We start from the raw sequence: 23,249 nt of genomic DNA, 5'->3' as shown, positions 1-23,249 counted from the left end.
GCGAGGAAGTCAACGCGGTTCGACGCGTTCGTCCCCGGACTGCGCGAGGCGCCGCGCGCCTCCTGTCCTGCGCGCCGGGCCGTGGGCGGCGGCTGGAACGCCTGAACCTCAGTACGACCGCGACGAGGAACGTCGGAGGCGCTGGCCCGACAGCCGCCGGCCACCCCCGAGGAGGCCGAGGCGATGATGACCGTGGCGACCGCCGCCGACATCCACATCACCAACCTCGGGGTGGTGCAGCCGCCGGCACACGACCGCACCTGCCTCACCGCTCTGTGGGGACCGGCGCAGACCACCCAACTGGCCGGTGAGCACGTCCTCGGTGTCGCCACTCTCGGGGGGGGCGCCTGCGCCTGACGGAACTGACCCACGACGCCGTGGCCGTGCTGCTGCCCGACATGGCCACCGTTCTCGCCCAGCAGTGCGTCGAGCCCGACCTGCCCTCCTCCTGATGCGTTCAGGACCGAGCACCCTCCCGACACACGGCCGGCCCCCCGGCGGTTCGCGACGCCCTCGCCGCACCGGCAGAGCGCTACCGGACCGGTCCCGCCACCGGACCCGCACTGCTCCCTCGACAGCCGCACCCGATGAGCACACAGGAGTGACCATGCGACCCCCCAACGACGCCGACGCCCACGAAGCGCTCGGCACCGCCTTCCTGGCCGAGCTGCGGTCCCCCATCCAGCCGGGCCGTGTGCTCACCAACGGACCGGAGTACGCACGAACCGCGGTGTTGTTCAACGCAGCCGTCGACGTCCGCCCTTCTGTCGTCGTCCGGTGCGCGAGCACCGCTGACGTGCAGGCCGCCGTGCGCGCGGCTCGTCACCACGGGGTGCCGCTCTCCGTGCGTGGCGGGGGTCACGACTTCTGGGGCCGGGCGTTCCGTCCCGGTGGGCTGGTTCTCGATCTGACCGGCATGAGGGAAGTGCGGGTCGACGTCAACCACCGTCACGCGACGGTGGGGGGCGGGGCGCTCTCGTCCGACGTCGTCACGGCCGCCGAGCGGGCGGGCCTGACAGCCGCCACCGGAACGGCGGGCTCCGTCGGAATGGTCGGCCTCACGCTCGGCGGCGGGTACGGTCCCCTCCTCGGGCGGTTCGGGCTCGCAGCCGACAACCTGCTCGGCGCCGAGGTCGTCCTGGCCGACGGTTCACGGGTGAACACCGACGCCGAACACCATCCGGACCTCTTCTGGGCCCTGCGCGGCGGCGGTGGCAACTTCGGCGTCGTGACCTCGGCACGGATCCGTCTCCACCCCGTACCGACAGTGGTCTCGGGAACCATCCTGTACCCGATCGACCAGAGCGCCGGCATCCTGGCCGACCTCGCGGGAATCCTTCAGGACAGTCCCGACGAGCTGACCGTGGACGTGGGGTTCCTTCCCGGCCCGGACGGCAAGCCGACGGTGTACGTCGCGCCCACCTGGTCAGGGGATCCGGAGGTGGGGAACGCCGAGAACGGGCCGGTACGTGCCCTGGCCGGACTCGGTACACCCGTGCTCGCCGAGGTGGGACCGGTCGCCCGTTCCGCGACGCTGGCAGCGACGGACGCCATGTTCCCACCCGGACGCAGGGGCGCGATCCGCACGCGGACCGTCCAGACGGTCACGGGCTCCATCGCGACCGTCCTCACCCGGGCTGCCCGGGAGTTCACCTCACCGTTCTCCGCGATCGTGTGGCACCAGTTCCACGGTGCCGCCACCCGCCCACCTGTCGGCTCCACGGCTTTCGGCCGACGCGAACCGCACCTCATGGTCGAGCTGATCTCCCTGTGGGAGAACGGCGAGAACAAGCAACACACAGGCAGCGGCGACGGCGGGTCCTCGCACCTGCGCTGGCTGGAAGAGACTCACACAGCCCTCCAGCCGTTCTCCCTGCCGGGCGGCTACGTGAACTTCCTGGGGCCGGAGACGCCCGACCAGGTAGCGAACTCCTACGGGCCGAACACCGAACGCCTGCTCGCCGTGAAGTCCGCAGTCGACCCGGACTCCGTCTTCACCGCCACACCGCTGCCGACGGACACCGCCGACGCATGACCCCCGCGCGTGTGAGGCGAAGGAGACATCGCCGCCCCGGTCAGCGACAGCGACTCTCGCCCCCGCCTCCTGCCGGCCGAGGGGAGGAAGCCCGCGGGTGTTCCGAGACATCGCCCTGACCCGCTCCTTCTGAACTCGGCCGTCGCCGCCCCACCTGCCGGGGCGCCGACGGCCGAACGCCCGCTCATGCCGAGGCCAGCGCCTCTGTCGGGGGGAGTCGGGCCGCACGGACCGAGGGGTAGACCCCGGCCACCATGCCGACCGTCACGGCACCGAGGCAGCCGGCCCCGACCGAGGCCAGGGGGATGACGGACGGCCAGCCCTGATACGCCGCGTACCCGACAGCGGCGAGCACACCGAGCGCTGTTCCGGCGACGGCGCCGAGCAGCGAGAGCGCCACCGACTCGGTGAAGAACTGGACCCGTATCTGGCCCCGGGTCGCACCCAGCGCTCGACGGAGCCCGATCTCTCTGCGGCGCTCCAGCACCGAGATGACCATGGTGTTGGCCACACCTGTCCCGCCGACCAGCAGGGCGACACCGGCCAGCCCGAGGAAGAGCGCGGAGAAGGAGTTCTGCGTGGCACGCTTGGCGGCCAGCGCATCGGACGGACGGCTGACCTGAACCTGCCCCGGCTGTCCCGGGAACACGGTGGCGGGCAGCACCTTCCGTACGTCTTCGAGGTGCTCCTCCCCCGCCTTGACGTAGATCACCGTGGGGTTTCCCTCGAACCGCAGTGTCTTCTTGGCGGCGGTCCATCCCGTCAGTACGGCAACGTCGAGTTCCTGGGCCAGGGGTACGGAACGGAGGATGCCGACGACGGTGAACCACGATCGGCCGATCCGTATCTCCGGAGCCGGCTCGTCCGCGGGAATCTCCCCGATACCGAGACGGCCTGCCGCCTCGTAGCCCAGGACCGCGGTGGGGAACTGTTCGTCGGCTTTGCTGAAGAACCTTCCCGACAGGACCCTGCCCCCCACGACATCCAGTAGATCCCGGCGGGCCGCCAGAACACTCAGCCCCGCACTGGAGAAGTCCTGCCCGGAGGTGACATCGGAACGCTGCACCTCCGTGTTGGTGTTGGCCACCGCGCTCGCCCCGGTGACCGGCCCGATCCGGCGCACCATGTCGACCGACCCCTCGGGCAGCGGGACCGGCTCGGCCTGCCCGGCGACCGGCTGTACCCGCAGCATGTTGGGACCCAACGCCGATATCTCTTCGATCAACGCGCGGTGGCTGGAGGCCGGGATCCCCGTCACCACCACCATCGTGGCGACACCGATGGAGATACCGAGCGCCGACAACACGGCACGCATCTTGCGGGTCCGCAGGCCCAGCATGCCCAGACTCAACAGATCCAGAAAGGCCAGCCGTACGGGCTTCGCGCTGTTCGTGACGGAGCTGCGCGAGCGCAGGGACACGGCAACCGACTGCCTGGGGGAGAACGGCTCAGAGCCGGAGCGCTTGGAGCGGGAGTGTTCGGAGGGGGTGGCTGTCATGTGAGGCTCTCGGTCGGTGCGGTGTCCGCGACCTTGTGGCCGTCGCGCATATGGACCCTGCGCGGCAACTGGTCGGCGATGTCCCGGTCGTGGGTGATGAGCGCGATCGTGGTGCCTGCCGCGTTGAGTTCGGTCAGCAGGGCGAGCGCCGCCTCGCCGTTCGCCGTGTCGAGCGCACCGGTCGGCTCGTCGGCGAGGACGAGGGCAGGCTCGTGGACGACCGCGCGGGCTATGGCAACCCGCTGGCGTTCGCCCCCGGAGAGCTGGTGCGGGAGATGGTCGGCGCGGTGTGCGAGACCGACACGGGCCAGGGCCTCCGCGGCCATCCGCTTCCGGTACCTGCGAGGCACGCCGGCGTACAGCAGACCGGTCGCCACGTTCTCCGCCGCCGTGAGTCCGTCCGTCAGATGGAAATGCTGGAAGACGAAACCCAGGCGGCGCCCGCGCAGGGCGGACAGTTCACGGTCGGACAGCTCCGCCACGTTGTGTCCCTCGAGGATCACACTGCCACTGGTCGGCGGGGCCAGTGTGCCCATGATGTTGAGCAGGGTGGACTTGGCCGAGCCGGAAGGGCCGAGAATCGCCAGCAACTCGCCCTGCGCGACGGACAGGGAGACACAGTCGAGGGCCCGTACCTCGGGTGGGTAGATGACGCTCGCCTCCAGGACGCTGATGACCTCGGTCATGCCGTGGCTTCCACCTTCATGCCCTCGGCGACGCCCTCGCCGCTGATCTCGACCAGTCCCCTGGCGAACATGCCAGTGTCGACCGGAACGAGCCGGCCCCCGGCGGAGCGCTCCTCACCGGAACGGCCTTCGGCCAGACGCACCGCATAGCCTCCCTCGCGCAGGGCGAGCAGAGCCCCGACGGGGACGGCGAGTACGCCCTTCCTGGCCTCGCCCTCGAACCTGACCTGCACGGGCGCGGCGTCGATGCCTTTGACGGCCTCGGCATCGTCGACCGAAACAGTTACGTTGATCTTGGTTACGCCCGCACCGCTCTCTCCTTGCTGGTCCGCCTTGATGGTCGTACCGATCGTGGCGACCTCGCCCGCGGTCTCGGTCCCGCCCGGAAGGACCACGGTGACCTTCTGACCCGCCTTGATGGTCCCGAGGTCGAGCGTCTCCACCGGAACACGCACGGACTTGGTGGTGGCGGTGACCGACAACAACTCGTTCGCCGCCGCGTCCCCCGTCTGGGCGGACACCTCCGAGACACGGACCGCCGACCGTGTCACCACCACATCAGTGCTCTCCAGAACACCGGTCGGCTCGATGCCGACGGACTTCTGCCAGCGCTTGATCGCGGACATCAGGCCCTCGGTGAGCACACCGTCCCCCTCCTTGACCGTGACCTGCCGGGAGGGCTCACTCGACCGGCCCTCACCCGTCTGCTCCTCCGCCGACTCGCCGGCCCCGGCCCCCTGGCCGGCATCGTCACCCTGAGCCGACGGGGACGGGCCGGAGCCGGGCTCGGTGGTGGTCTGATCCGTGCCGGCCGCAGTCAGGGAACCGGCGTCCGCCGACGTCTGCTGATCCACCGGTGTCCGCTGCTGAACGACCGTGCCCGGAGCCGGCTGTTGCCCGATGTCGTAGCCGGCGGCCCTCAGGTTGTCGGCCACGACCCGTACGTCACGGCCGACGGTGCCGGGAGTGTCGAGCCTGCGGTACAGGGGGGTACTGCCGTAGAAGACCACGGTGGCACGCTCGTCGACGCGGTACAGCTGCTCACCGCGTTCGACCGTCGCACCCTGTTTCGGGAGCCAGGTCACCACTCCTTCGCCGGCGCCCCGGATGGTGCGCACGGAGTCGTAGCCGAGTGCGCCCTCCATCTCCCTGACCCCGGACATATCCGTCTTGGCCACCGCGACCTGCCGTATCTTCGGACCGGCCTCGGGTTCGAGGGTCTTTCCGCCACCGCCCGCCCACACCAACCCGGCTCCCGCTCCTCCCGCCAGGAGCATGGCGACGGTACTGAGAAGCACCGCCTTCTTCCGGCCGCGTGCCGTCGCCCCGGGGAGGTCCTCCGCATGACGGGCCTCCCCGTTTTCCTCCTGGACGGCCACACGCAGAGGCATCGTCTCGGCAGGATCCCGGCCGCTATCCACTGAACGCCTCGATCATGCATTCCTGACTGATCTGCTCAGAATTACTGGGCGGCGTCGTGCCCGCTTCGTAGTTCCAGCCCTCACCATTGGGAAGGGGGTCCACCTTGAGCCCCTTGCCGTTCATGCACTCGATCCAGTCGGCATAGTCACTCATGTAATGAGGATTGCTCTTCGGATCCGTCTCCGGGGGCTGGAGAGGCTTCTTCCCCAGACATTTCTTCTCCGCGTCAGGATGGTCCACCGATACGTTCCCGCCGGGCCATCCCAGAAGATCAGGGTCCACTCCCTCCAATTTCGACCCGATCTTCCCGATTTTCACACCCTGACTCTTCAGGCACTGGAAGTAGCCCTGGCTCATCCGCACCTCTTCGACAGCCGAGGTGTCCAGCCGGAGCTGGGGGCGACCGGACTCGGAGTCATCCACCTTCCCGTCCCCGCCACCTCCCCTCCGCGATTCCGTCTTCTCTGCCGTTCCGGTGGATCCATCGACGGAATCGACGCCGGGTTCCCCGTCCCCACCGGCGCCGGAGCAGCCGGCGAGTAGCATCACCGCCATCACGGCGCCGGAAACGAGCAGGAACTTCTCACGCGAAAGACTCAGCGAACGGAAGCCGGTACTGCCGGTATTTACTCTCATGCCACACAGCCTGACATGGCATTGTCAGGAAAGTATTAACGCTTCCATGCGACCCGACCTAGCAGATAATTGTCAAGAAGTTGTCAAGGAAAACAATCCGATGTTCCACTTCCACCCCTGCCACACAGGCTTATGATCTGGCCATGTCCACATACGTACTGGTGGCAGAGGACGATCGGAAACAGGCGGAGCTGATCCGCCGCTACCTCGTGCACGACGGCTATGAGGTAACCGTCGTGCACGACGGCGGCACAGCACTCGGGGAAGCCACCCGCCGACCACCGGACCTGCTCGTTCTCGACTGGATGCTCCCCGGCCTGGACGGGCTGGAGATATGCCGCCGACTACGGGGTGAGAGCGAGTTGCCCATCCTCATGCTCACCGCCCGCTCGACCGAGGACGACCTTCTTCGCGGCCTGGATCTCGGAGCGGATGACTACATGACAAAACCATTCAGACCGCGCGAACTGGTGGCACGCGTCCGCACACTGCTGCGCCGCGGCCGCCACACGGCCCGTCCGGCGTCCCAAGACCCCATGTGCCCTACCGCCCCTGCGGCGCCGACGGGGCCCGTCGACCGAGCGGTTCTCACGGTCGGCCGCCTGACCGTGCATACGGACCAGCACCAGGTATTCGTCCACGATCGCCCGGTGAACTGCACCCCTGGCGAATTCCGCATACTCTGCGCGATGGCCTCCTCACCCGATCGGGTCTTCACCAGATCCCAACTGCTGGACTGCCTGGCGGACCATGGCAGAACCGTCTCCGAACGCACCGTGGACGTGCACATACTGAACCTGCGGAAGAAGATCGAGACCTCCCCCCGCACACCCCAGCGCCTCCGGACGGTCCACGGCATCGGGTACAAACTGACCAGAGGCGACGATGGCGCCTGAAGTGCCCCTGCGCAACAGCCTGCTGCTCCGCCTCCTGATCACCTCCGTGGCGATCTCCCTCGTCTCCATCGCCGCCACGGCCTGGCTCACGGCACGCAGCACCACACTCGCCATCAAGCAGGAACGGGGCCAGATCCTCGCGGACGACGCCACCATCCAGCACACACTCGAAGGCTTCGCGGCCCTGCACCCGAGCTGGGACGGAGCCGAACACACCGTCCGGGATCTCGCCCGCAGAACCGGGCGCGGCATCGTCATCACCACGCGGGCACGCCAGGTCATCGCCGCCTCGGACCGGTCGGCCGTCGACCGGCTGCCCCTCAACGCGAGCGCCGTCATCGACCCTCTGCACCTCAGCCCGTCCCCGGACCAGGGCACCGGCACGTCGGAGCAGGTCTCCCGGATCGACGCACGGGCGGTCGGCCCCTACCTGCTGCCCACCGCGGAAAGGAAGAAGCTGAGGCAGCTCGCACGCCGGGAGGTCTCCTGCCTCTACGACACACAGGGGCTGCGCACGCACATCGTCGAGGAACCCAGCGGCAGGCCCGCCGTCCGCGCCCTCCGGTCCGAAGCGGTCACCCCGCAGCCCTGTGCGACCAAGGAACTGCTCGCTCCCACCCCTACCGAGACCAAGGCACTCACCGAACTCACCGCGCTCGTCCGCACCTGCGCGGAACGCAACCGCATACGCGTGGAAGAACCCCTGACGATCGACACGCAGTTCCGGTTGGGACAGGTCAACTTCGAGCAGGGCTCCTCCGCCCTCGACGATTGCGTCGAGGAAGGCCGGCGCGAACAGCTGGCGCCCCATGTCGCCCCGGCAGCACTGCTGTTCGTCACCAGCCCTTCCCAGACGGCCACTGCTGTTTTCGATCTGTCCAGGGCCGGAACACTGCGCGTGCTGGGGACCACCGGCCTGGTCCTCACCGTGACCATCACCATCACCGCGATGGTCGCGATTCGGCTCGTACGTCCGTTGCGGGCGCTGGCCAACGCGGCCCGCGACCCCTCGGGCCGGCACCTGCGGGTCCCCATCACCACCAAGGACGAAATCAGCTATCTGGCCGCTGCCCTCAACGAGTTGTCGGAACGACGCGAACGCACCGACGAACAGCGCAGGGTCATGGTCAGCGACATCGCGCACGAGCTGCGGACCCCGCTCAGCAACATACGCGGCTGGCTGGACGCAGCCGAGGACGGTCTGGCGGACCCGGACTCGTCGCTCGTGGCCTCGCTCCAGGAGGAAGCGGACCTCTTGCAGCACATCATCGACGATCTTCAGGTGCTCGCCGCGGCCGACGCCGGCTCGCTGCGCCTCAACCCCCGCAGGCTGAGCCTGCGGGAGCTGGCCGAACAGTCGCTGAGCGCCCACCAGACAGCCGCGCAGGCAGGCCGAGTCACACTGACCGGCCACTTCACAGACGACCTCACCATCGAGGGCGACCCCGTCCGCCTGCGCCAGGTACTGGGCAACCTCCTGTCGAACGCGATACGCCACACACCGCCACATGGCTCGGTCACCGTCAGCGCCCATCGGGTGGAAGGCGGTGTCGACCTCCACGTCACCGACACCGGCAGCGGCATCCAACCGGACGATCTCCCCCGGGTGTTCGACCGCTTCTGGCGAGCCGAACAGTCACGCAGCAGGAACACCGGGGGCAGCGGTCTCGGACTGCCCATCGTCAGACACCTCGTGCACGCGCACGGCGGAGAGGTATCCGTGACGAGCAGACCGGGCAGGGACACCGTGTTCACAGTCCGACTGCCGACCTGATCCCCCGCAGGGGGCCTTGTCCCCGCATGTGTGAGGCAGGGCTCAAGTGCACCGGAACAGCAGTTCAGAGCTTTGCCGCAGCCCACAGGCGACAGCGAAACGAACCTGCGGCCTACACCTTGGGGGCGAACAGACGACAAGTGACCGATCTACCGCGACAACACGGCCACCAAGAGAGAAACCCAGGTCGGAGGCTAAGTGACCTGGGGTTCTTCTGAGCCGCCTTCGGGATTCGAACCCGAGACCTACGCATTACGAGACCGTGAGCGTTCGTGTTGCGTGGTGCTTGGTCGTGCCGCCGAGTGACGTTTCACCTGATCAGAGCACATGCGGCTGGTTGCTCTGTGCTACCTCGCATTATGTCGTCCGCAGGCGTCCGGCCACCGTCTGGCCACCGAGACAGGTGCTGCGGGTGGCAATGAACCGGATCACTCGGGTTGTCGACCTCCCACAGACTCTCCTGTCGACATCACCGAGACAGCATTATCGTCGCGCGAGGGTATCGATAGCCTCAAGGGAGACGCCAGGCTTCAAGCGGGGCATCGGCGTCATCCTCTGTTGGTTGACGCATCCCTTGCCCACCACTGGGCACAGTTGAACGAGATTCCTGCGTTGCTGCCCGAGCGGTGATCCTATAGCTCAATCTCTCCGCGCCGACCCAGCCGATCACGGGACAGCAGGGATTATTTGGGGGGACTGAACTACGGGGGTGCCGCACGAGCCCGCTCTCGGCTCAATATTCAATTCAGTCCGAAAAATCTCCGATGGCCACACTCCAGCGAATTTCGTACCAGAATCCACCCTCGAAATACGCCTCCGGGTCGATACGTCGCACGTCGCCTTCAATTTCACGAGCGATCGCATTATCCCTCTCCTCCCTCTCATCCTCATCTTCCATGTCACCCAGCGGGAATCTCTCCACAAACGCCTTAGTGCATTCACTGAAGGCATCGAGGGATGTGTTAACAAGACTCACTTCCGAGGAATCGTGAATCCACTCCACGACATGGCCTGAATCCGGATCAAAGAGCGCGCTACCGAAAGCCCCAATACTACCGAAGCGCAAAAAATCCTTTCCACTAACAGAAATGCGATCAAGGGACCCCGCATGCCTATAGGCATCCCCAATCGAATTCCTAGGAACCCTTAGGTGGGCGCCAACCCGAAGCGGATCTCCCACCTCCTCTGCCAGATCAACGAACTCGAAGCCAAGACCTGAATCACCAGATGCCACTACGCCCTCACAAAGAAATCCGGGGCGCCCAGCATACACCGAGCGCCCCACCCCATCTCGACTTCACGGCCCGCTGAAGAGATCATCGATAGCCCGCTTTAGTGCCGCATTGCTCGCATCCCTATCCACTCCATTCCAGCGATAACTATAGGTCACATTGATATCCTTGACCAGCCCTGCGCACTTATTTGCGCAGGGTTCACGCTCAGTGTAAAGATCTACTACCTTACGATCTCCAGCCTGCTGAATCAGATCTTCTTCGGCATGTATACCTTTCGCCGAACGGCCGACAAGAATTGTTCCGTCATCCAGTCGCGCAGCTCCATAATTTCCGGTCTTCTTCTTATCTATAAGACGCTGAAGTTGCACTGACTTACTCAGATCGCTACCACCATAAGCGACCTCACCTACATTGCCGCCGCCTCCAGATTCTGCGGCCCCATCAGCTTCCCTGAAGGCTTTACCAAGTTTGTCGGAACCAGACGAAGCCATTGCAGCTCCGCTGACGGTCATACCGCCACCGACAACTACCTGCCCCGCTCCCACTGGGCAGAGGACTCCTGTGCCGCACTCCACGACGCCAGATGCGGTGACTGCGAGGCCCGCCCCGCCCCATAGAGAACCTCCCACTGTTTCCAGGAGGCCGGACCAAAAGTCGCCGTTGCTGAGCAAACTCCCCAGGTAGTTTCCAACGTGAACCTCTGTGTCAGTAGGTCCAACGTTGCTCCCCCAGCAGCGACCATACGCACACGACAACACTTCGCCGTTGCCACTGACCATCGTCTGTCCGGTGCTGTTGGTACTCGCGGTACCACTATTCTTCTTGGTCGTTCCACCGCCGCCGCGCAGGACGCCGTCAGGGTTGTTCTTGATGTGCTTGGGCTCGCCGCCGACATTGCAGGTTCCTGTGAGGCCGCAGTCGGCGCCGCCCGGGTCCATGAGTCCTGTGGGGTCGGAGGACGTGGCGGGGTTGTTTCTGACGTACGAGTAGCCGTTGAGGGACTGGTGCTGGTCCAGCGCCATGATCGGGTCGACGCTGATGAATTGGCCCGTCTTCGGGTCGTACTCGCGTGCACCGATGTGCGTCAGTCCCGTGCCCGAGTCCGTCGGCTTGCCGAGGAAGGTCTTGTCGTCCGGCCAGGGACCGGTCGCCGTACCACGTGAGGCGCCGAACGGCGACGTGTACCGCTTGGTGACCGCGTAGGTCGTCGCGTCGAGGGTGAGACTGGACGTGCTGTGGTGGTCGGAGGCGAGGAAGCTCAGCTTCGCGCCCGTGGTGCCCACGGTCGCCGTGCGGACCGCGATCGTCTGGCCGTTGGCCGTGTAGTAGCGCGTTCCGGAGAGAGTCTTCGTCGTGCCCTTGACCGTCAGGCGGACCTCCGTGCCGCCCAGGTACAGGATCGTGTCGCCGTCCCCCTTGGCACGGCGGATCAGCAGCTCCCCGTCGGCGTCGTAGAGGTAGCTGGTCTCCGCCGTGCCCTCGGTGGTCTTGGCCAGCTTGCCCTCACCGTTCCAGAGGAGGGACTGCGTGGACTTCGGACCCGGACGGGATGTGGTGTTGCCGTTCGCGTCGTAGTCGTAGACGGCCGCCTTGGCGCCCGTGGTGTTGTCCAGGGTGTGGGGCTTGTTGTCGCCGGCCGCGCTGGTGTCGTCGTACGTGTACGTCGTCGTGCTGTCGCCCGTACCGGTGTGCTGGGTCTCCGTCTTGCGTTGTCCGGCTGCCGTGTACGTGTACGACGTCCAGTACGGGGCCGCGCCGTCGATGTTCGATGTCGTACGGCCTGAAGCCGTGCAGTCGGCCGTCTTCGGGGTCCAGGACTCCGTCAGGCGGCGGTGGCCGTCGTAGGTGAAGCACTGGTAGTCGGGCTTGGCGGTGCCGCCCTGGGTTGCGGCGTCGAAGATCGACGTGACGTTGCCCGCGTCGTCCTGGGTGAACTGCAATTCCTGGGGCATGTAGCCGTGTACGTCGTCGGTGACGAAGGAGTGGGTCAGGCGGCGCGTGCCCTTCTCGTACTCCCAGTTCAGGTACACCTTCTCCGCCGTGTCCGCCCCGTCCTTGCCCAGGGCCAGCTGACGCAGATCGCCCTGCGGAGAGAACGTCGCGCCCTGCAGATAGCCGGTCGTGCCGGTCGACTCGATCTGCTGCCCGGTCGCGTTGTACTCGTAGCCGACCTGCTCCGCGGGCAAACCGCCCGCCGCAGGATGGGACGTCATGCTGATCGTCCCGTCCAGGCGGTAACCCGTCGCGAACGACAAGGTCTTCGGCACACCCGCCGCGACCAGGTCGTCGTTCTCAGGGAGCAGGAGCTGGCTCTCCTTCACCTGGTACAGGGGGTCGTACGACGTGATCTTCTTCGTGTATGCCTTGCCGGGCGCGACCGAACCGCCGTCGTAGCGGACCGCCGTGTCCAGCTGTCCCTTGGCCAGCGTGTCGAAGGTCCAGGCGGCGAGCTTGTTCGCGTCCGTCTTCGTGCCCTGCCACAGGCCCGTCTTGCGGTTCAGTTCGTCGTAGCCGTAGAGGAGCTTCTTGCTCTCTTCTTCTATGTTGAAGGATGCCTCGACCCGGTCGAGGCTGTCGTAGACCGATTTCGCCGTGCCCTTGTCGGGGTCGGTCGCGGTGACCTGGCGTCCGAACAGGTCGTAGGTGTACGACCACACCGTCTTGTCCGGGCCGGTGATGGTCTCCTGCTGGCCCGCGTCCGTGTACGTGTAGGTGGTCGTCGTGTAGTCCGTGCCCGTCGGGTTCGGGCCCGCGTACTCGCGGCGCTCGGTCATCTGGCCGAGGGCGTTGGTGATCACGGCGGTTGCCTGGCCGCCGGGCGGGGCGGACGTGGTCACCGTGTCACCCGTGTACGTGGACTCCGTGGTCCAGCGGGTCACGCCGTGCGTCTTCGTGACCGTCTTGGTGGCGCGGCCTGCACCGTCGTACGTCGTGTCGGTCTGGATCGGGGCCTGGCTTCCCTCCGTCTGCACCGGAGTGCCGGACGGGGCGGAGGTGTTGTCCCAGATGTCGCCCTGCGCGCTGATCGCCAGCCCACGGCTGTCGTAGCGCGTCAGCGAGACCAGGCGTCCCCCAACCGGGGTCGGGGTCTGGACCTGGCGGGTGCGCAGCAGGTTGTCGTAGAACTCATACGTGGTGTTGTAACCCGATCCGTCACCCTTCATCGCGCCGGTCGACACCCAGGACAGGCCCGCGTTGGTGATGTTGTAGGCGTAGACGTAGTTCGGCTTCTGGCTGAGGGCCTTGAGGCGGTTGGGCAGCCAGACGCTGGTGACACGGCCGAGGCTGTCGTACTCGGACTCGGTGATCTTGTTGTTCGCGTCGGTCACCTTGAGCGGCGCTCCGGTCGCGAACGACACGGCGGTCGTCGCCTTGTGGCCCTTGATGTTGGTGACGCTGCTGGAGGTCAGCGGGCTTGCGTCCGTCGGGACATAGGTCGTGTCCGTGACCAGTGCGTTGTTGGTGTCCTTGATCAGACGCGGGCGGCCGAGCGCGTCGTACGTCGTGGTCGCGAACTTCTGCCAGGCCGGTGCGTCGTCGCTGCCGTAGGACTTGGCACGGCCTGCCCAGACCGCCTCACCCTTCGTCGGCTTCTGCGATGCCGACCAGCCTGTGGCGGTGGCGTCGTCGTAGACCGTGGCCGTGTCGGAGATGACGTCACCAGGACGGGTCGCATCCGCAGGCAGGTCGAGGGCCGAGTCCGCCGTGGCGCACGTCTTGGCGACCGTACGATTCCGGGAGACCAGGGAGTTGATGCCGTAGTCGGCGTTGCGGGCGTACCAGGTGCGGGTGCACTTCTCGTCGCCGGTAACGGCCGCGTCACCCTCGTCCTCGGTAGTGCTGACCATGCCGAAGTCGTCGTAGGTGTACGAGATCCGATGCGCTCGGTTGACGGCGGTGCCGGTGGTCGTCACCCGGGTGCGGTCCGTCTTGCTGGCGACCCGCACCATGTAGGCCTCGGTGTCGGCGTAGGACTTGTGCTGGGTGGCGGTCTTCTGCGACCAGATGCTGTTGATGGTTCCGGAGACCTCGGCGGAACCGCTGTAGGTGACGGATTCGCGCACGAATCCGGCGTACTGGTCACGGTCCGTGGCCGCGTCGGCGAGGATGCCCGTCACCGATGCCGACTTACGGTTGTCCGGGTGTGGTGTCCTGCCGTCCGTGCCGAGGACCCGGTCACCGTTCATGCCCTGCATGTAGACGGTGACCGTCTTCAGCTGTGCGGTGTCGCTCGTACCCGTCAGGTGCGTGACACGCTGGAAGCCCCGCCAGAGCGACCAGGTGCGCTCCTTCGCCGGGACGAAGGGGTCCTCGTTGTAGTGCCAGGCGGGCGTCGAGTACTGGTAGGTGTGCTGGACGGCCTCCGTGCCGCCGTCCGGGGCCGAGGTGAGCACGGAGGTGACCGGGTACTTCTGGAACCAGTCGAGGATCGGCGTCTGCTCCCCGTTGGGTGACCAGTACACCGGGTAGCAGCGCTTGGTGTTCTCGTCGACCTTGGGCATCGTCTGCCCATAGACGCAGTCGCCCTCCATGTACGACACGATCATCTCGGCGCCCGCCTCAGAGGTGATCTTCTTCAGGCGCGGCTTGTCGAAGGAGAGGATGTTGTCGCTCTGGCCGTCGACGCGGTTGGGGAGCAGGGTGTGCTCGAACGTCACCGGGGGCAGGGCGAGGTCGGTGCCGCGCTTGCCGGTGTGCTTGATCTCCTTCAGCCACAGGGACTGGTCGGCGGAGTCCCCCGTGTCGCCCGGGTCGGGGTAGCTGTGCTGAAGCGCCCAGTTGTCGACGGCCGCGTACGCGGGGGTCGCCGCGGCCGCGTTCCACGCGTACGTGGTGAGGCCGGTCAGCCGCTTGCGGGTGAAGAAGGAGGGTCCGGTGTTGCCGGTGCACTTGTCGCCGCTCTTGCAGACGGCGTCGAACGGTACGTCAGGCCAGTCGTCCCGCGTGTCCTCGGTCAGCGAGTCACAGCCGGTGCCGGAGGCGACGCAGCGCTCGGCGTAGTCGAGGACGACCTTGTTCGAGGCCGCGGGGGTGGCGGAGAACAGGGCCCCCTTGCGCTGGCCGTAGCGGATCTCCTTGAGGTATCCGCCGCGGACGTACTCGGTGCCGGTGGTGTCGTCGCCGAGCATGTCGTAGTGGTTGGTCTCGGCCTGGTACCAGTAGCTCATCGCGTTGCCGTGCGTGTCCTCGACGTAGTCGAGGTTCCACCGCCAGGCCTGCTTCTTCTCCCGGCCTGACAAGCCGCTGCCACTGCTGTAGCCGGGTTCACCCGAGTCGTCACCGAAGACGGGGACGGTCCAGACCGACTCCGTACGGTCGCTCGCGCCCGCACCCTCCAGCTTGTTCAGGCCGAAGACGTACTTGGTTCCGTCGCCCGTGACAACCGTCCAGTACTCACCCTTGTCACCCGCCGAGGTGTCGGTCTTCGCGTCACCGTCGTCGCCGTTCTCGGCACCGACGGAGTGCGTGACCGTGGAGGCGTCGTCGTTCTTCAGGCGCCACCGCTTGGTGGTGTCGTCCTTGACGAGCTCGGTCGCCTTGCCGTTCAGCACGAGGGAGGCGTTCTCGTACTTCCAGCACAGGTCGAACTTGTCGTCCTGCCCGTCGTCGTCACAGGAGCCGTACTTGCGCTCGACATAGGAGGACGTGAGGTCGAAACCCTCACCGACCTGGCTGCTCTGGTTGTTCGTGTTCGCGGTACGGCCGTCCACAGCGCCGGAGTCGTACGAGATCGACAGCCCCGGAGCGGGCCCGGCCGCGGCCGGCGGCGTGCGCAGCGGGTAGGACCAGGTGAACGTGCCGGACGAACCGCCCGCCTCCCAGGTCGAGGAGGACGACAGGGGAGTCGCCTTGTAGTCGCCGCCGCCGGACTGGGTACCGGCGGCCAGAGCGAGGACCATCGTCTCGGCGCGGGACGCAGCCGGCTTGAACGCCAGCGTCGACGAAAGGTGCTCATCGGCACGGTCGTTGACCGAAACCAGTGGCTTGGGAGCACGGCACTTACCCGTACCGCTGTCGCTGAGCAGACACGCAGGGAACTTCAACAGATTGAGACGACCGCCCCAGTCACCGCCATAGGCAGAGGCGAACGCCGAATAGTCGACGCCCAGCCGGGCCTGCCCGCCCGTCTTGGGCCCGGTGACCTTGAGCACCACACCCTTGATGCCGAGCTTCTCGGCGGTCTTCTGGTCGAGGACCTCGACCTTGACCGAATCGGCGATGCGCGGCTGCTTCTTGCCCTTGACGGCCTTCGGTTCGGCGAGAGAGACCGGCAGCGAACCGGGGGTGCCCTTGGCTCTGCCCGATCCGGAGAACGAGAGCGTTGCCGAGCCCCTGCCCGGCCATGTGACCTTCCGTGCTCTGTCCTGACCGGCGCGCTTGGCCGCGACCCGGTTGGCGGACTCGATCTTCTCCCCCTGCGCCGCGACCTTCTTGTTGGTCTTCACCGTCCATGGGGAGACCTTGGTCGCCTTCGGGGCTTGCAAATCGGGCCTGCCGAGCGGGTCGGTTTCAGCCGCGAACACGACCGGTGTCAGTAGGCCGGGCAACATGGCGAAGCCCACCACCGAGGCGATGCGCCTTGTCCACACGCGTCTGCCGGAGATGGCTGTCCCCGCTCCGGACGAGCCTGGGGCGATCTGGGTCATGACAAGTCTCCTTGCGGCGGCGGCTCCGCTGAAACGGCCGCGCGCCGTTGAAGGTCAATGGGAGAGAGCAGGGAAGCTCGCTGGGGCAGGCCGTGCGATCTACGTGGACGGCTCGGCGATCTGGCTCTGTACCCGTTCCTTCGGCATGGCCCCTGACCACACACGGAACTTCGCCAAGTCACCCGGCAGGTAGTGGCCGGTGGTACCGAGCAGCGAACCCCGACCGACCGAGAGCGCGCCCGAACCCTGCTGAGCTGCTTCCAGGCCGTCGTCTTCCTCGCTCTGCTGGGGGAATTGACCGACATACAGCTTGGTCACCCCGAAACGCTCCAACCCGTCACCGGCGCTGAAAGGCTGCACCGCATCGAAGACTCCGGTGACATCGACCCACGTGCCGAACTCGTGATCGCCGACCGGTTCCTGGGCCACGGCGAGAGCGCTGTCGACCATCTTTCCGGTGGAGTCGACCGCTGTGCGGCCGAACTTCCACTGGTAGACGCCGTCCGCCACCTTCTCCACCCACAGGGCCCAGGAGGACTCCTTGCCCGCCGGGGTCGCCTGTGCCGCGACCAGTCCTCGATAGCCGTCCGGCTTCGACTGCAGCAGAGCCCTGTTGAGTCGTACGCGGGCGGACACCGTGAACGATCCGGTCTCGTCGACCACCAGGCCCGACCGCGAGGCGTAACCCGAAGTACCGTCGAGCACGAGCGCCGTGGCGTCCTCGCCGGTCACTCCGGCGCCACCGGCCAGTGTCAGACCACCCCGTTGGTATGGGAACGATGTGCTGGCCGGGTCGTCCGGGTCTTCCGAACTCTCCGCGACCTTCGTACCGGACGAGATGGTGGCGTCCCAGTGCGCGACCAGCTCATTGGTCGGCACATCGTCCATCTTCAGCTGGTACTCCTCGCGGATCTGCTCAGGCTGCTGCGCCTCCTGCCACACCGCGACCTCGTCCACCCGACCCCGGAAGTACTCGCCGTACGCACCGCCGACCTTCGAGACCCCGAACATCAGGTTCCGGTCCGCCGCCCAGGGCGTGTACGTCGATGCGGCGTCGGACAGCACGACCGGATCGCCCTGCGGCTTTCCGTTGACGTACAGCTGGATCGTGTCGTTGGTCTTGTCGGCGTCCTTCTTCGCGTCGAAGACCGCGGCCAGGTGGGTCCAGACCCGCAACGGAGGACTGGCCTCATCGGCCACCGAGCGGATGTAGACCGGGCCGTCCTTGTCCTGGTCGGTCCGGTTGAACACCCACTTCTTGTACGTGGACGAGTAGTAGAGCGTGAACGCCGATCCCCGGTCGCCTGGCGCGGACAGTACCGTCCTGTTCGCGGAGGCGTCCGTGAGGTACGTCCACGCCGACACGGTGAAGGAGTCCTGGGTGTTGACGGCCGGTCCGTCGGTCGACGCGTAGCCGCTCTGCTTGGCCGGGTCCGTGCTGTCGTTGAGCCAGAGCGAGTAGTCACCGGCGCCACGGCGTGCCATCGTCGACCAACCGGTCCCGGCCGTGTCACGCAGCACAGCCTTGTGACGTGTTCCGACCTCGCCGGTGTCCTGGGCATCCGTCACACCGGAGCCCGGCCTACCGTCGTCGAAGCGCCAGCGGCCCGTGGGGCCTGCCGGCAGTCCCACCTTGAGGACGAACTCCGCCGGCGGTCCCCAGCGCACACGCCCATCCTTGTCCAGCTTGAGATCACTGGCTTCCACCGACAGGGTCTGTGTGCCTTGACAGACCGGGAGTGATGTCCTTTCGTGTCACCGGCGCGTTGGTCGTGGCGGCATTGACCTGCTTGGTGGCGCCCGCGCCCGTGGAGAGGAACCGCCAGCGGTAGGCCTTCACATCGTTGTCGGCGGCGTTCGGCTGGAAAGTGAACGTACCCGCCACTCCGGGAGCACCATGGGGAGCACAGTCATCGACCGTGCACTCGGTGTACGGCTGTCCGGACACGATGGTCGGCACCTTGGGTGCGGTCGAGTCGATCCTCAGGTAGCACCAGGAGGAGTACGGCGAGAACAGGTCTCCGGACCGACCGTCATAGCTCCAATGGGACTGGGTGCGAGCACGGAACCGATGGAGGCCTCCGTCCGCCCGGTTGGTCGTCGTGATCGACAGCAGGTCACCGTCCGTGGCCCACCCCTCAGCCGGTCTGTACCCACTCCACACCTGCGACCAGGTGCCCTTGGACGTGTCAGTGCTGGAACGCTGCATGACGAACTCCGCCTGCAGGGCGGGCGTCGTCTCGTCCGCACCCGGCTGCACCAGGGTCTGCACCCTTGCGTGGACGGTCGGCGTCGTCACCGTCACGGTCAGCGGGTCCGACAAGGGGCGGCATGGCCCGGACTTGTTCCCCGTACCCGGGATCGCGCCCACAGTGGTCGGCACACCCGGCTTGTGCACGTACCAGACTTTGAGTTCCGCGTTGTTGTCGAACCGCTTCCACGCACGCGGCTCGGTCTCGTCCTTGGCCCGCAGCATTAGCGTCAGCCGGGGGAACTTGCCCGCCGCGAACGCACGCACGGTGGAGGCGAGATTCTCGTCCGCCTCAGCAGGGTTGTCGTTGAACTCGACCCATGCGTTCGGCTGCTCAGGACTGCACAGGTCACCGCGGCCCGCCGAGACGTACCTGTCGCCCATCTGATCCAGCTGCTTCGGGCCCGGCCAGCGGGTGCCCTCCGAGATGTTGTCCGTACGCTCCAAGTCCACCCAGTACGGCGTGCAGTTGAACGACCAGGTCTCCTTCGCCCGGAACGTCGCGTCCAAGATGTGCTTGCCAGCCAGCTTGCCGGGGCCGAACTCGAAGTACATCCGGTCCGTGTAACCGGAACCGCAGGCGTAGCCGTCGGCTATACCACACCGACCGACACCCTTGGGCTCGGTGAACTTCCAGAACTTGTCGCCGTCCGACGAGAGTTTCGTCCACTCGGACACGCCCAGTCCGACGGGCGGGTCGATGAAGACCGGGTAGACCGTCTCCTGGCCCCGGAGTAACCCCAGGTCCGGTTTCACGGAAACAGTGCCGTCTCCCACGGCCACCGGCAACTCCGCCTTGGCGTCCCCCTCGCCGGGGTGCGACACATCATCGGCGACGCCCTCGGCCCCGGATTCCTCCGCAGCGGCCGTGGACAGGAGTTGGGTCTGCGGCCCGGCCTCCGCGTCGTCTCCAGCCGAGTCCCACATCTGTCCCGCAGGCCCTCGGAACACCACGTTGCCGTCGGCGTCGACAGCCCGCAGTCCACCGCCCTCGCCGGGTACGAGGCTCAGGCCGGACCCCGTGGCAGTGAGACTGATGTGCTCCAACTCCGAGCTGGCAGCTGCCTAGGCGGACCTGACCACGAGCACCTCGCGGTAGCCCTCGGCGGTCGCCGTCATCTGCAAGTCCACACCGTCGACGGGCACGTTCGCGTACGTCGCCGTGGCACCGTCGAGCGTGGGCTCGGGGAGCGAAGTGGGCCAGCCCATCCTCAGCTCCTGGCCGTCACGCCCGAGACTCAGCAGTCCTGATCCGTCACCGCCGCCCGAGAAGGCCATGTCCACCACGGCGGCCTTCGGCCCGACCGTCCCGTCGGAACGTTCCTCCAGGGTGACATCGACGTCCTGCCACGAACCGTCCTCAGCACGCGCACGCTGCGGTTGCGTGGACTGGGTGAGGGTGAACGTGCCGTCGGGGTTCGCCACAGTCGTCGTGTACTCGGTCCGCTCGGACGGTACTTCGACCGGTTCGCCGGTCAACGCCGCCCGCTCCGAAGCCGACTGCTCGGTCAGCGCGGCCTTCGGAGCGGCGGCCACTGCCTCACCAACGCTCGCCAGCGACACGACAGGTAACAGCGACAACAGTGTCGCCGCTGCCGAGATCCCACCGACTACACGACGCGAACGACCTCTTCGCATCTGAACATGGCGATGCCCCCGCCTCAACCCCACGACCCCACCCCGTAGTCACAAAACCTTCATAGATCCGCGATCTAACGCGGCCTCAGTTCCCGACGTCAATGTGAGGCGCATCACAAGTATGACTGTCGGGCCATCTCTGAACTGGGACGACAGCAGGCGATCATCGGCCATTCAGGCAAATCTCTGAACGCCGCACATCTTCACGCTCCGCACGCGAACGAAGGTCAAACGCACAGAACATGCCACTCTTCAACGACTGCTTGAGCAAACTCCCCTACAGCCACAGCAGGGCCGCACCGCCTCGATGAGCTCCTTAACCTTCAACTACGCTCACGAGAGACAGGCAACACGGCACAGCAAGAACAGGCCAAGCGTCAGCCCACATGCCGTAACGCATGGTTACGGGTGGCGATGGTCAACCCACCCTTGAGTCGAATGCCATCAGGTGCAGATCTTGGGACGGTGCCTGATTGGGGGAGCAGGGCCACAACGGTGCCGCACGAGAGGTAACGCGACCTGAGATCGGGCCACTTCACACCGGCACCGAGGACTCCAAGGCACGCCTCTCCACTGTGCAGACCACACAAATGAGGGAGCACCTGGGACAGCATCCGCAGGGCCGAGATCGAGCGCCCCCTGCACGCACGCTGCACAAATGGCCACCGGATGGCCACCGGCGATCACTCCGAAACTCGATACAGGAGCCCTCAGGACCATGAAATCGCAGGTCACAGCGGCGCACCGAAAATCGGACACAACCAGTGAACCGGCGACCTACGCATTTCGATGCGCAGACCAACAGTGCCCGATTCGCCGGATATCCAAGGTCAACGAAAACAGAAAACCCCAGGTCAAAGGATTGACCCGGGGTTCCCCATGGAGCCGCCTTCGGGATTCGAACCCGAGACCTACGCATTACGAGACCGTGAGTGATCGTGTTGCCTGGTGCCGGGTCGTGCTTCTGGGTGACGTCTTGCCTGATCACAACACGTCCGGCTGGTTGGTCTGTGCTACCTCGTATTACGTCGTCCGAAGGCGTCCGGCCACCAGCTGGCCACCGAGAAGGGCACCTCGGGTGGCAAATAGCCGGAGCACCGGGGTTGTCGCCTTCTCACAGACGGCGCAAATCCCGCAGCCAATCGTATGCCACCCCGTGATTGGCTCCACTCGTCATCCCGATCGCGTCCCATGAAGCCCCCGGGATCGAACGGGCTTTCTTCGCGATCGCGCGCCCGCCACACAGTAGGTGTTTGCGCCTACCGACGCTCGCGGGCACTGGCCAGCACCGGCTCGCTGTGTTCGATCGCGAGGTACGTTTCGGCAGTCACTCCCTCCAGGAGCCCGCTCTCCTCCGAGTCCTCCAGGGACACCTCAACCTGATGCCCCGAGAGAAGATCGCTCCAGGACCATGCCTCAGCCTGCGCGAATCCGCGGCGGACATCTGCGCGCAGGCGGGGGCCGCGCTCTGCCTCCTGCTCGTAGTAGGCACGGCGGGTGGCCCGGCTGTACTCCTCGCGCTCCTCGTCATCGACGCTGTGATGCGGCCTGACAAGGTCGGGCAGGAACAGGGGCTCATTCACGGGCATCTCGGACTGCGCCTGGTGCAGGGCGGCGCACGCGGCGAAGAGTCGTCGGGACATGCCCAGATGGAGGCCAGTCCCAGGAAGACGGGCCGCGATAAAGTCGCTGGCATCCCCGTGTGATCGCAGCGCGGCCTCGCCGGTCACGGATTCCGAGCGCAGTCGGGACCGAATCTGCCGGGTTGGCTCGTCATGCTCCACGGGAGTTAGCGAACCCGTGCGATGCCGCAGCCGTGCGGAGCGCGCCTTGCTGACGGGGATGAGGCGGAGATCTTCCACCGCTCCGAAGGCGATTGCCTGGTAGGCCATCAACTGTGACCGGGCCACTGCCAGCAGCGCCTCCACATCTTCCGCAATGTGGTCCTCAGCCCCGTCCGGCGGCGGTCCGAGCGGGGGGAGCACGCTGCCGCCATCAGGAGGCGGCGGTGTGATCGACGTGGTGTCTATCGTCATGAACAGGTAGTCGTCCTCCCACCTCTTCCGGGCTGGCAAGGAGGTGCCGCACAGTACCTGCCGGTGGGGGACGGTCATGAGGTCACTGCCGCCGTTCAGCTGCACCTTGCCGTCCTTCAGACGCCCCTTGCCGAGGTGGCGGCCGGCTTTGGCTTCGACGAGCCAGGGAAGCCGCGGACTCGGATGCGTGCCCCATAGATCCGGCAGCCGGAGACTCGCGTCCAGGAACCCCTGGTTCCCGTTGGGGCCGCCGGCCTCGATGTGCCGCGTACTTCCCAGACCAGACATGCCGACACACGCCCACTGAGCCATGGTCATCCCCAGGTGGTAGCCGAACGCCGAGTGAGCGCTGCGCTCGGTCCCGTGCTGATAGACGGCGCTGACGAACAGCCGACGCCCGGCCGCGTAATCCGGACCCGACACGTCTTTCATGTACAGGTAGGCCTGCAACGGTGCCACCCGCGCGATGAATTCGTTCACCGCTAGTACTGCAAC

Annotated in this window: 14 protein-coding genes; 4 read left to right on the top strand and 10 right to left on the bottom strand. The window is 66.5% G+C overall.

What is annotated here, in order from left to right:
- Positions 1-183: 183 nt before the first annotated feature.
- Together GSY65_RS33925 and GSY65_RS20870 are read left to right on the top strand one after the other, a co-directional pair.
- Positions 184-357, top strand: a complete 174-nt coding sequence (locus GSY65_RS33925) for a hypothetical protein (RefSeq protein WP_236579941.1) — start codon at positions 184-186, stop codon at positions 355-357.
- 250 nt (positions 358-607) lie between these two features.
- On the top strand, positions 608-2,035 hold the full coding sequence (locus GSY65_RS20870) for an FAD-dependent oxidoreductase (protein WP_159771037.1): 1,428 nt from the start codon (positions 608-610) through the stop codon (positions 2,033-2,035).
- Positions 2,036-2,219: 184 nt separating this feature from the next.
- Here GSY65_RS20870 and GSY65_RS20865 read toward each other — a convergent pair whose 3' ends face one another.
- From GSY65_RS20865 to GSY65_RS33920, 4 genes are all read right to left on the bottom strand, one after another.
- Positions 2,220-3,533, bottom strand: coding sequence for an ABC transporter permease (locus GSY65_RS20865; protein WP_159771035.1), 1,314 nt, complete (start codon positions 3,531-3,533; stop codon positions 2,220-2,222).
- A complete protein-coding gene (locus GSY65_RS20860; protein WP_159771032.1) occupies positions 3,530-4,219 on the bottom strand; it encodes an ABC transporter ATP-binding protein in 690 nt (229 codons plus the stop codon). The genes GSY65_RS20865 and GSY65_RS20860 overlap by 4 nt, the downstream gene beginning before the upstream one ends.
- The gene (locus GSY65_RS20855) at positions 4,216-5,517 is read right to left on the bottom strand and encodes an HlyD family secretion protein (RefSeq protein WP_236579940.1); all 1,302 of its coding nucleotides are present in this window, start codon (positions 5,515-5,517) and stop codon (positions 4,216-4,218) included. Before GSY65_RS20855 ends, GSY65_RS20860 begins: the two co-directional genes overlap by 4 nt.
- Before the next feature lie 115 nt (positions 5,518-5,632).
- On the bottom strand, positions 5,633-6,277 hold the full coding sequence (locus GSY65_RS33920) for a hypothetical protein (protein WP_236579938.1): 645 nt from the start codon (positions 6,275-6,277) through the stop codon (positions 5,633-5,635).
- 143 nt (positions 6,278-6,420) lie between these two features.
- Here GSY65_RS33920 and GSY65_RS20845 point away from each other — a divergent pair, with 143 nt between their 5' ends.
- A complete protein-coding gene (locus GSY65_RS20845) occupies positions 6,421-7,173 on the top strand; it encodes a response regulator transcription factor (protein ID WP_159771026.1) in 753 nt (250 codons plus the stop codon).
- On the top strand, positions 7,163-8,947 hold the full coding sequence (locus GSY65_RS20840) for a sensor histidine kinase (RefSeq protein WP_159771023.1): 1,785 nt from the start codon (positions 7,163-7,165) through the stop codon (positions 8,945-8,947). Before GSY65_RS20845 ends, GSY65_RS20840 begins: the two co-directional genes overlap by 11 nt.
- 745 nt (positions 8,948-9,692) lie before the next feature.
- Here GSY65_RS20840 and GSY65_RS20835 read toward each other — a convergent pair.
- The 6 genes from GSY65_RS20835 to GSY65_RS33915 all read right to left on the bottom strand — a co-directional run bounded on the left by GSY65_RS20835 (position 9,693) and on the right by GSY65_RS33915 (position 23,234).
- On the bottom strand, positions 9,693-10,181 hold the full coding sequence (locus tag GSY65_RS20835) for an SUKH-4 family immunity protein (RefSeq protein WP_159771020.1): 489 nt from the start codon (positions 10,179-10,181) through the stop codon (positions 9,693-9,695).
- 63 nt (positions 10,182-10,244) lie between these two features.
- A complete protein-coding gene (locus tag GSY65_RS20830; protein ID WP_159771017.1) occupies positions 10,245-16,829 on the bottom strand; it encodes an RHS repeat-associated core domain-containing protein in 6,585 nt (2,194 codons plus the stop codon).
- A gap of 99 nt (positions 16,830-16,928) precedes the next feature.
- Positions 16,929-18,497 carry a LamG domain-containing protein gene (locus tag GSY65_RS34540; protein WP_328707507.1) on the bottom strand — a complete coding sequence of 523 codons (1,569 nt, stop codon included), beginning with the start codon at positions 18,495-18,497 and terminating at the stop codon, positions 16,929-16,931.
- A gap of 25 nt (positions 18,498-18,522) precedes the next feature.
- Entirely contained in the window at positions 18,523-20,127 is a 1,605-nt protein-coding gene (locus GSY65_RS34535; RefSeq protein WP_328707506.1) for a hypothetical protein, read from the bottom strand.
- A gap of 18 nt (positions 20,128-20,145) precedes the next feature.
- Positions 20,146-20,616 (bottom strand): hypothetical protein, encoded by a 471-nt coding sequence (locus GSY65_RS34530; RefSeq protein ID WP_328707505.1) that lies wholly within the window; start codon positions 20,614-20,616, stop codon positions 20,146-20,148.
- A 1,361-nt stretch (positions 20,617-21,977) separates the two neighbouring features.
- Positions 21,978-23,234: a gamma-glutamyltransferase gene (locus tag GSY65_RS33915; RefSeq protein ID WP_236579937.1), complete on the bottom strand. Its 1,257-nt coding sequence runs from the start codon at positions 23,232-23,234 to the stop codon at positions 21,978-21,980.
- Positions 23,235-23,249: the final 15 nt, after the last annotated feature.

Source organism: Streptomyces sp. HM190 (assembly GCF_009857135.1).
GTDB lineage: Bacteria > Actinomycetota > Actinomycetes > Streptomycetales > Streptomycetaceae > Streptomyces > Streptomyces heilongjiangensis.
Note: the sequence above shows the minus strand (reverse complement) of the source record. Positions and strands in the feature narration are given on the sequence as shown.

Coding starts and splice junctions, on each gene's coding strand:
- GSY65_RS33925 (WP_236579941.1), top strand. CDS start 184: ATGATGACCGTGGCGACCGCCGCCGACATCCACATCACCAACCTCGGG.
- GSY65_RS20870 (WP_159771037.1), top strand. CDS start 608: ATGCGACCCCCCAACGACGCCGACGCCCACGAAGCGCTCGGCACCGCC.
- GSY65_RS20865 (WP_159771035.1), bottom strand. CDS start 3,533: ATGACAGCCACCCCCTCCGAACACTCCCGCTCCAAGCGCTCCGGCTCT.
- GSY65_RS20860 (WP_159771032.1), bottom strand. CDS start 4,219: ATGACCGAGGTCATCAGCGTCCTGGAGGCGAGCGTCATCTACCCACCC.
- GSY65_RS33920 (WP_236579938.1), bottom strand. CDS start 6,277: ATGAGAGTAAATACCGGCAGTACCGGCTTCCGTTCGCTGAGTCTTTCG.
- GSY65_RS20845 (WP_159771026.1), top strand. CDS start 6,421: ATGTCCACATACGTACTGGTGGCAGAGGACGATCGGAAACAGGCGGAG.
- GSY65_RS20840 (WP_159771023.1), top strand. CDS start 7,163: ATGGCGCCTGAAGTGCCCCTGCGCAACAGCCTGCTGCTCCGCCTCCTG.
- GSY65_RS20830 (WP_159771017.1), bottom strand. CDS start 16,829: ATGACCCAGATCGCCCCAGGCTCGTCCGGAGCGGGGACAGCCATCTCC.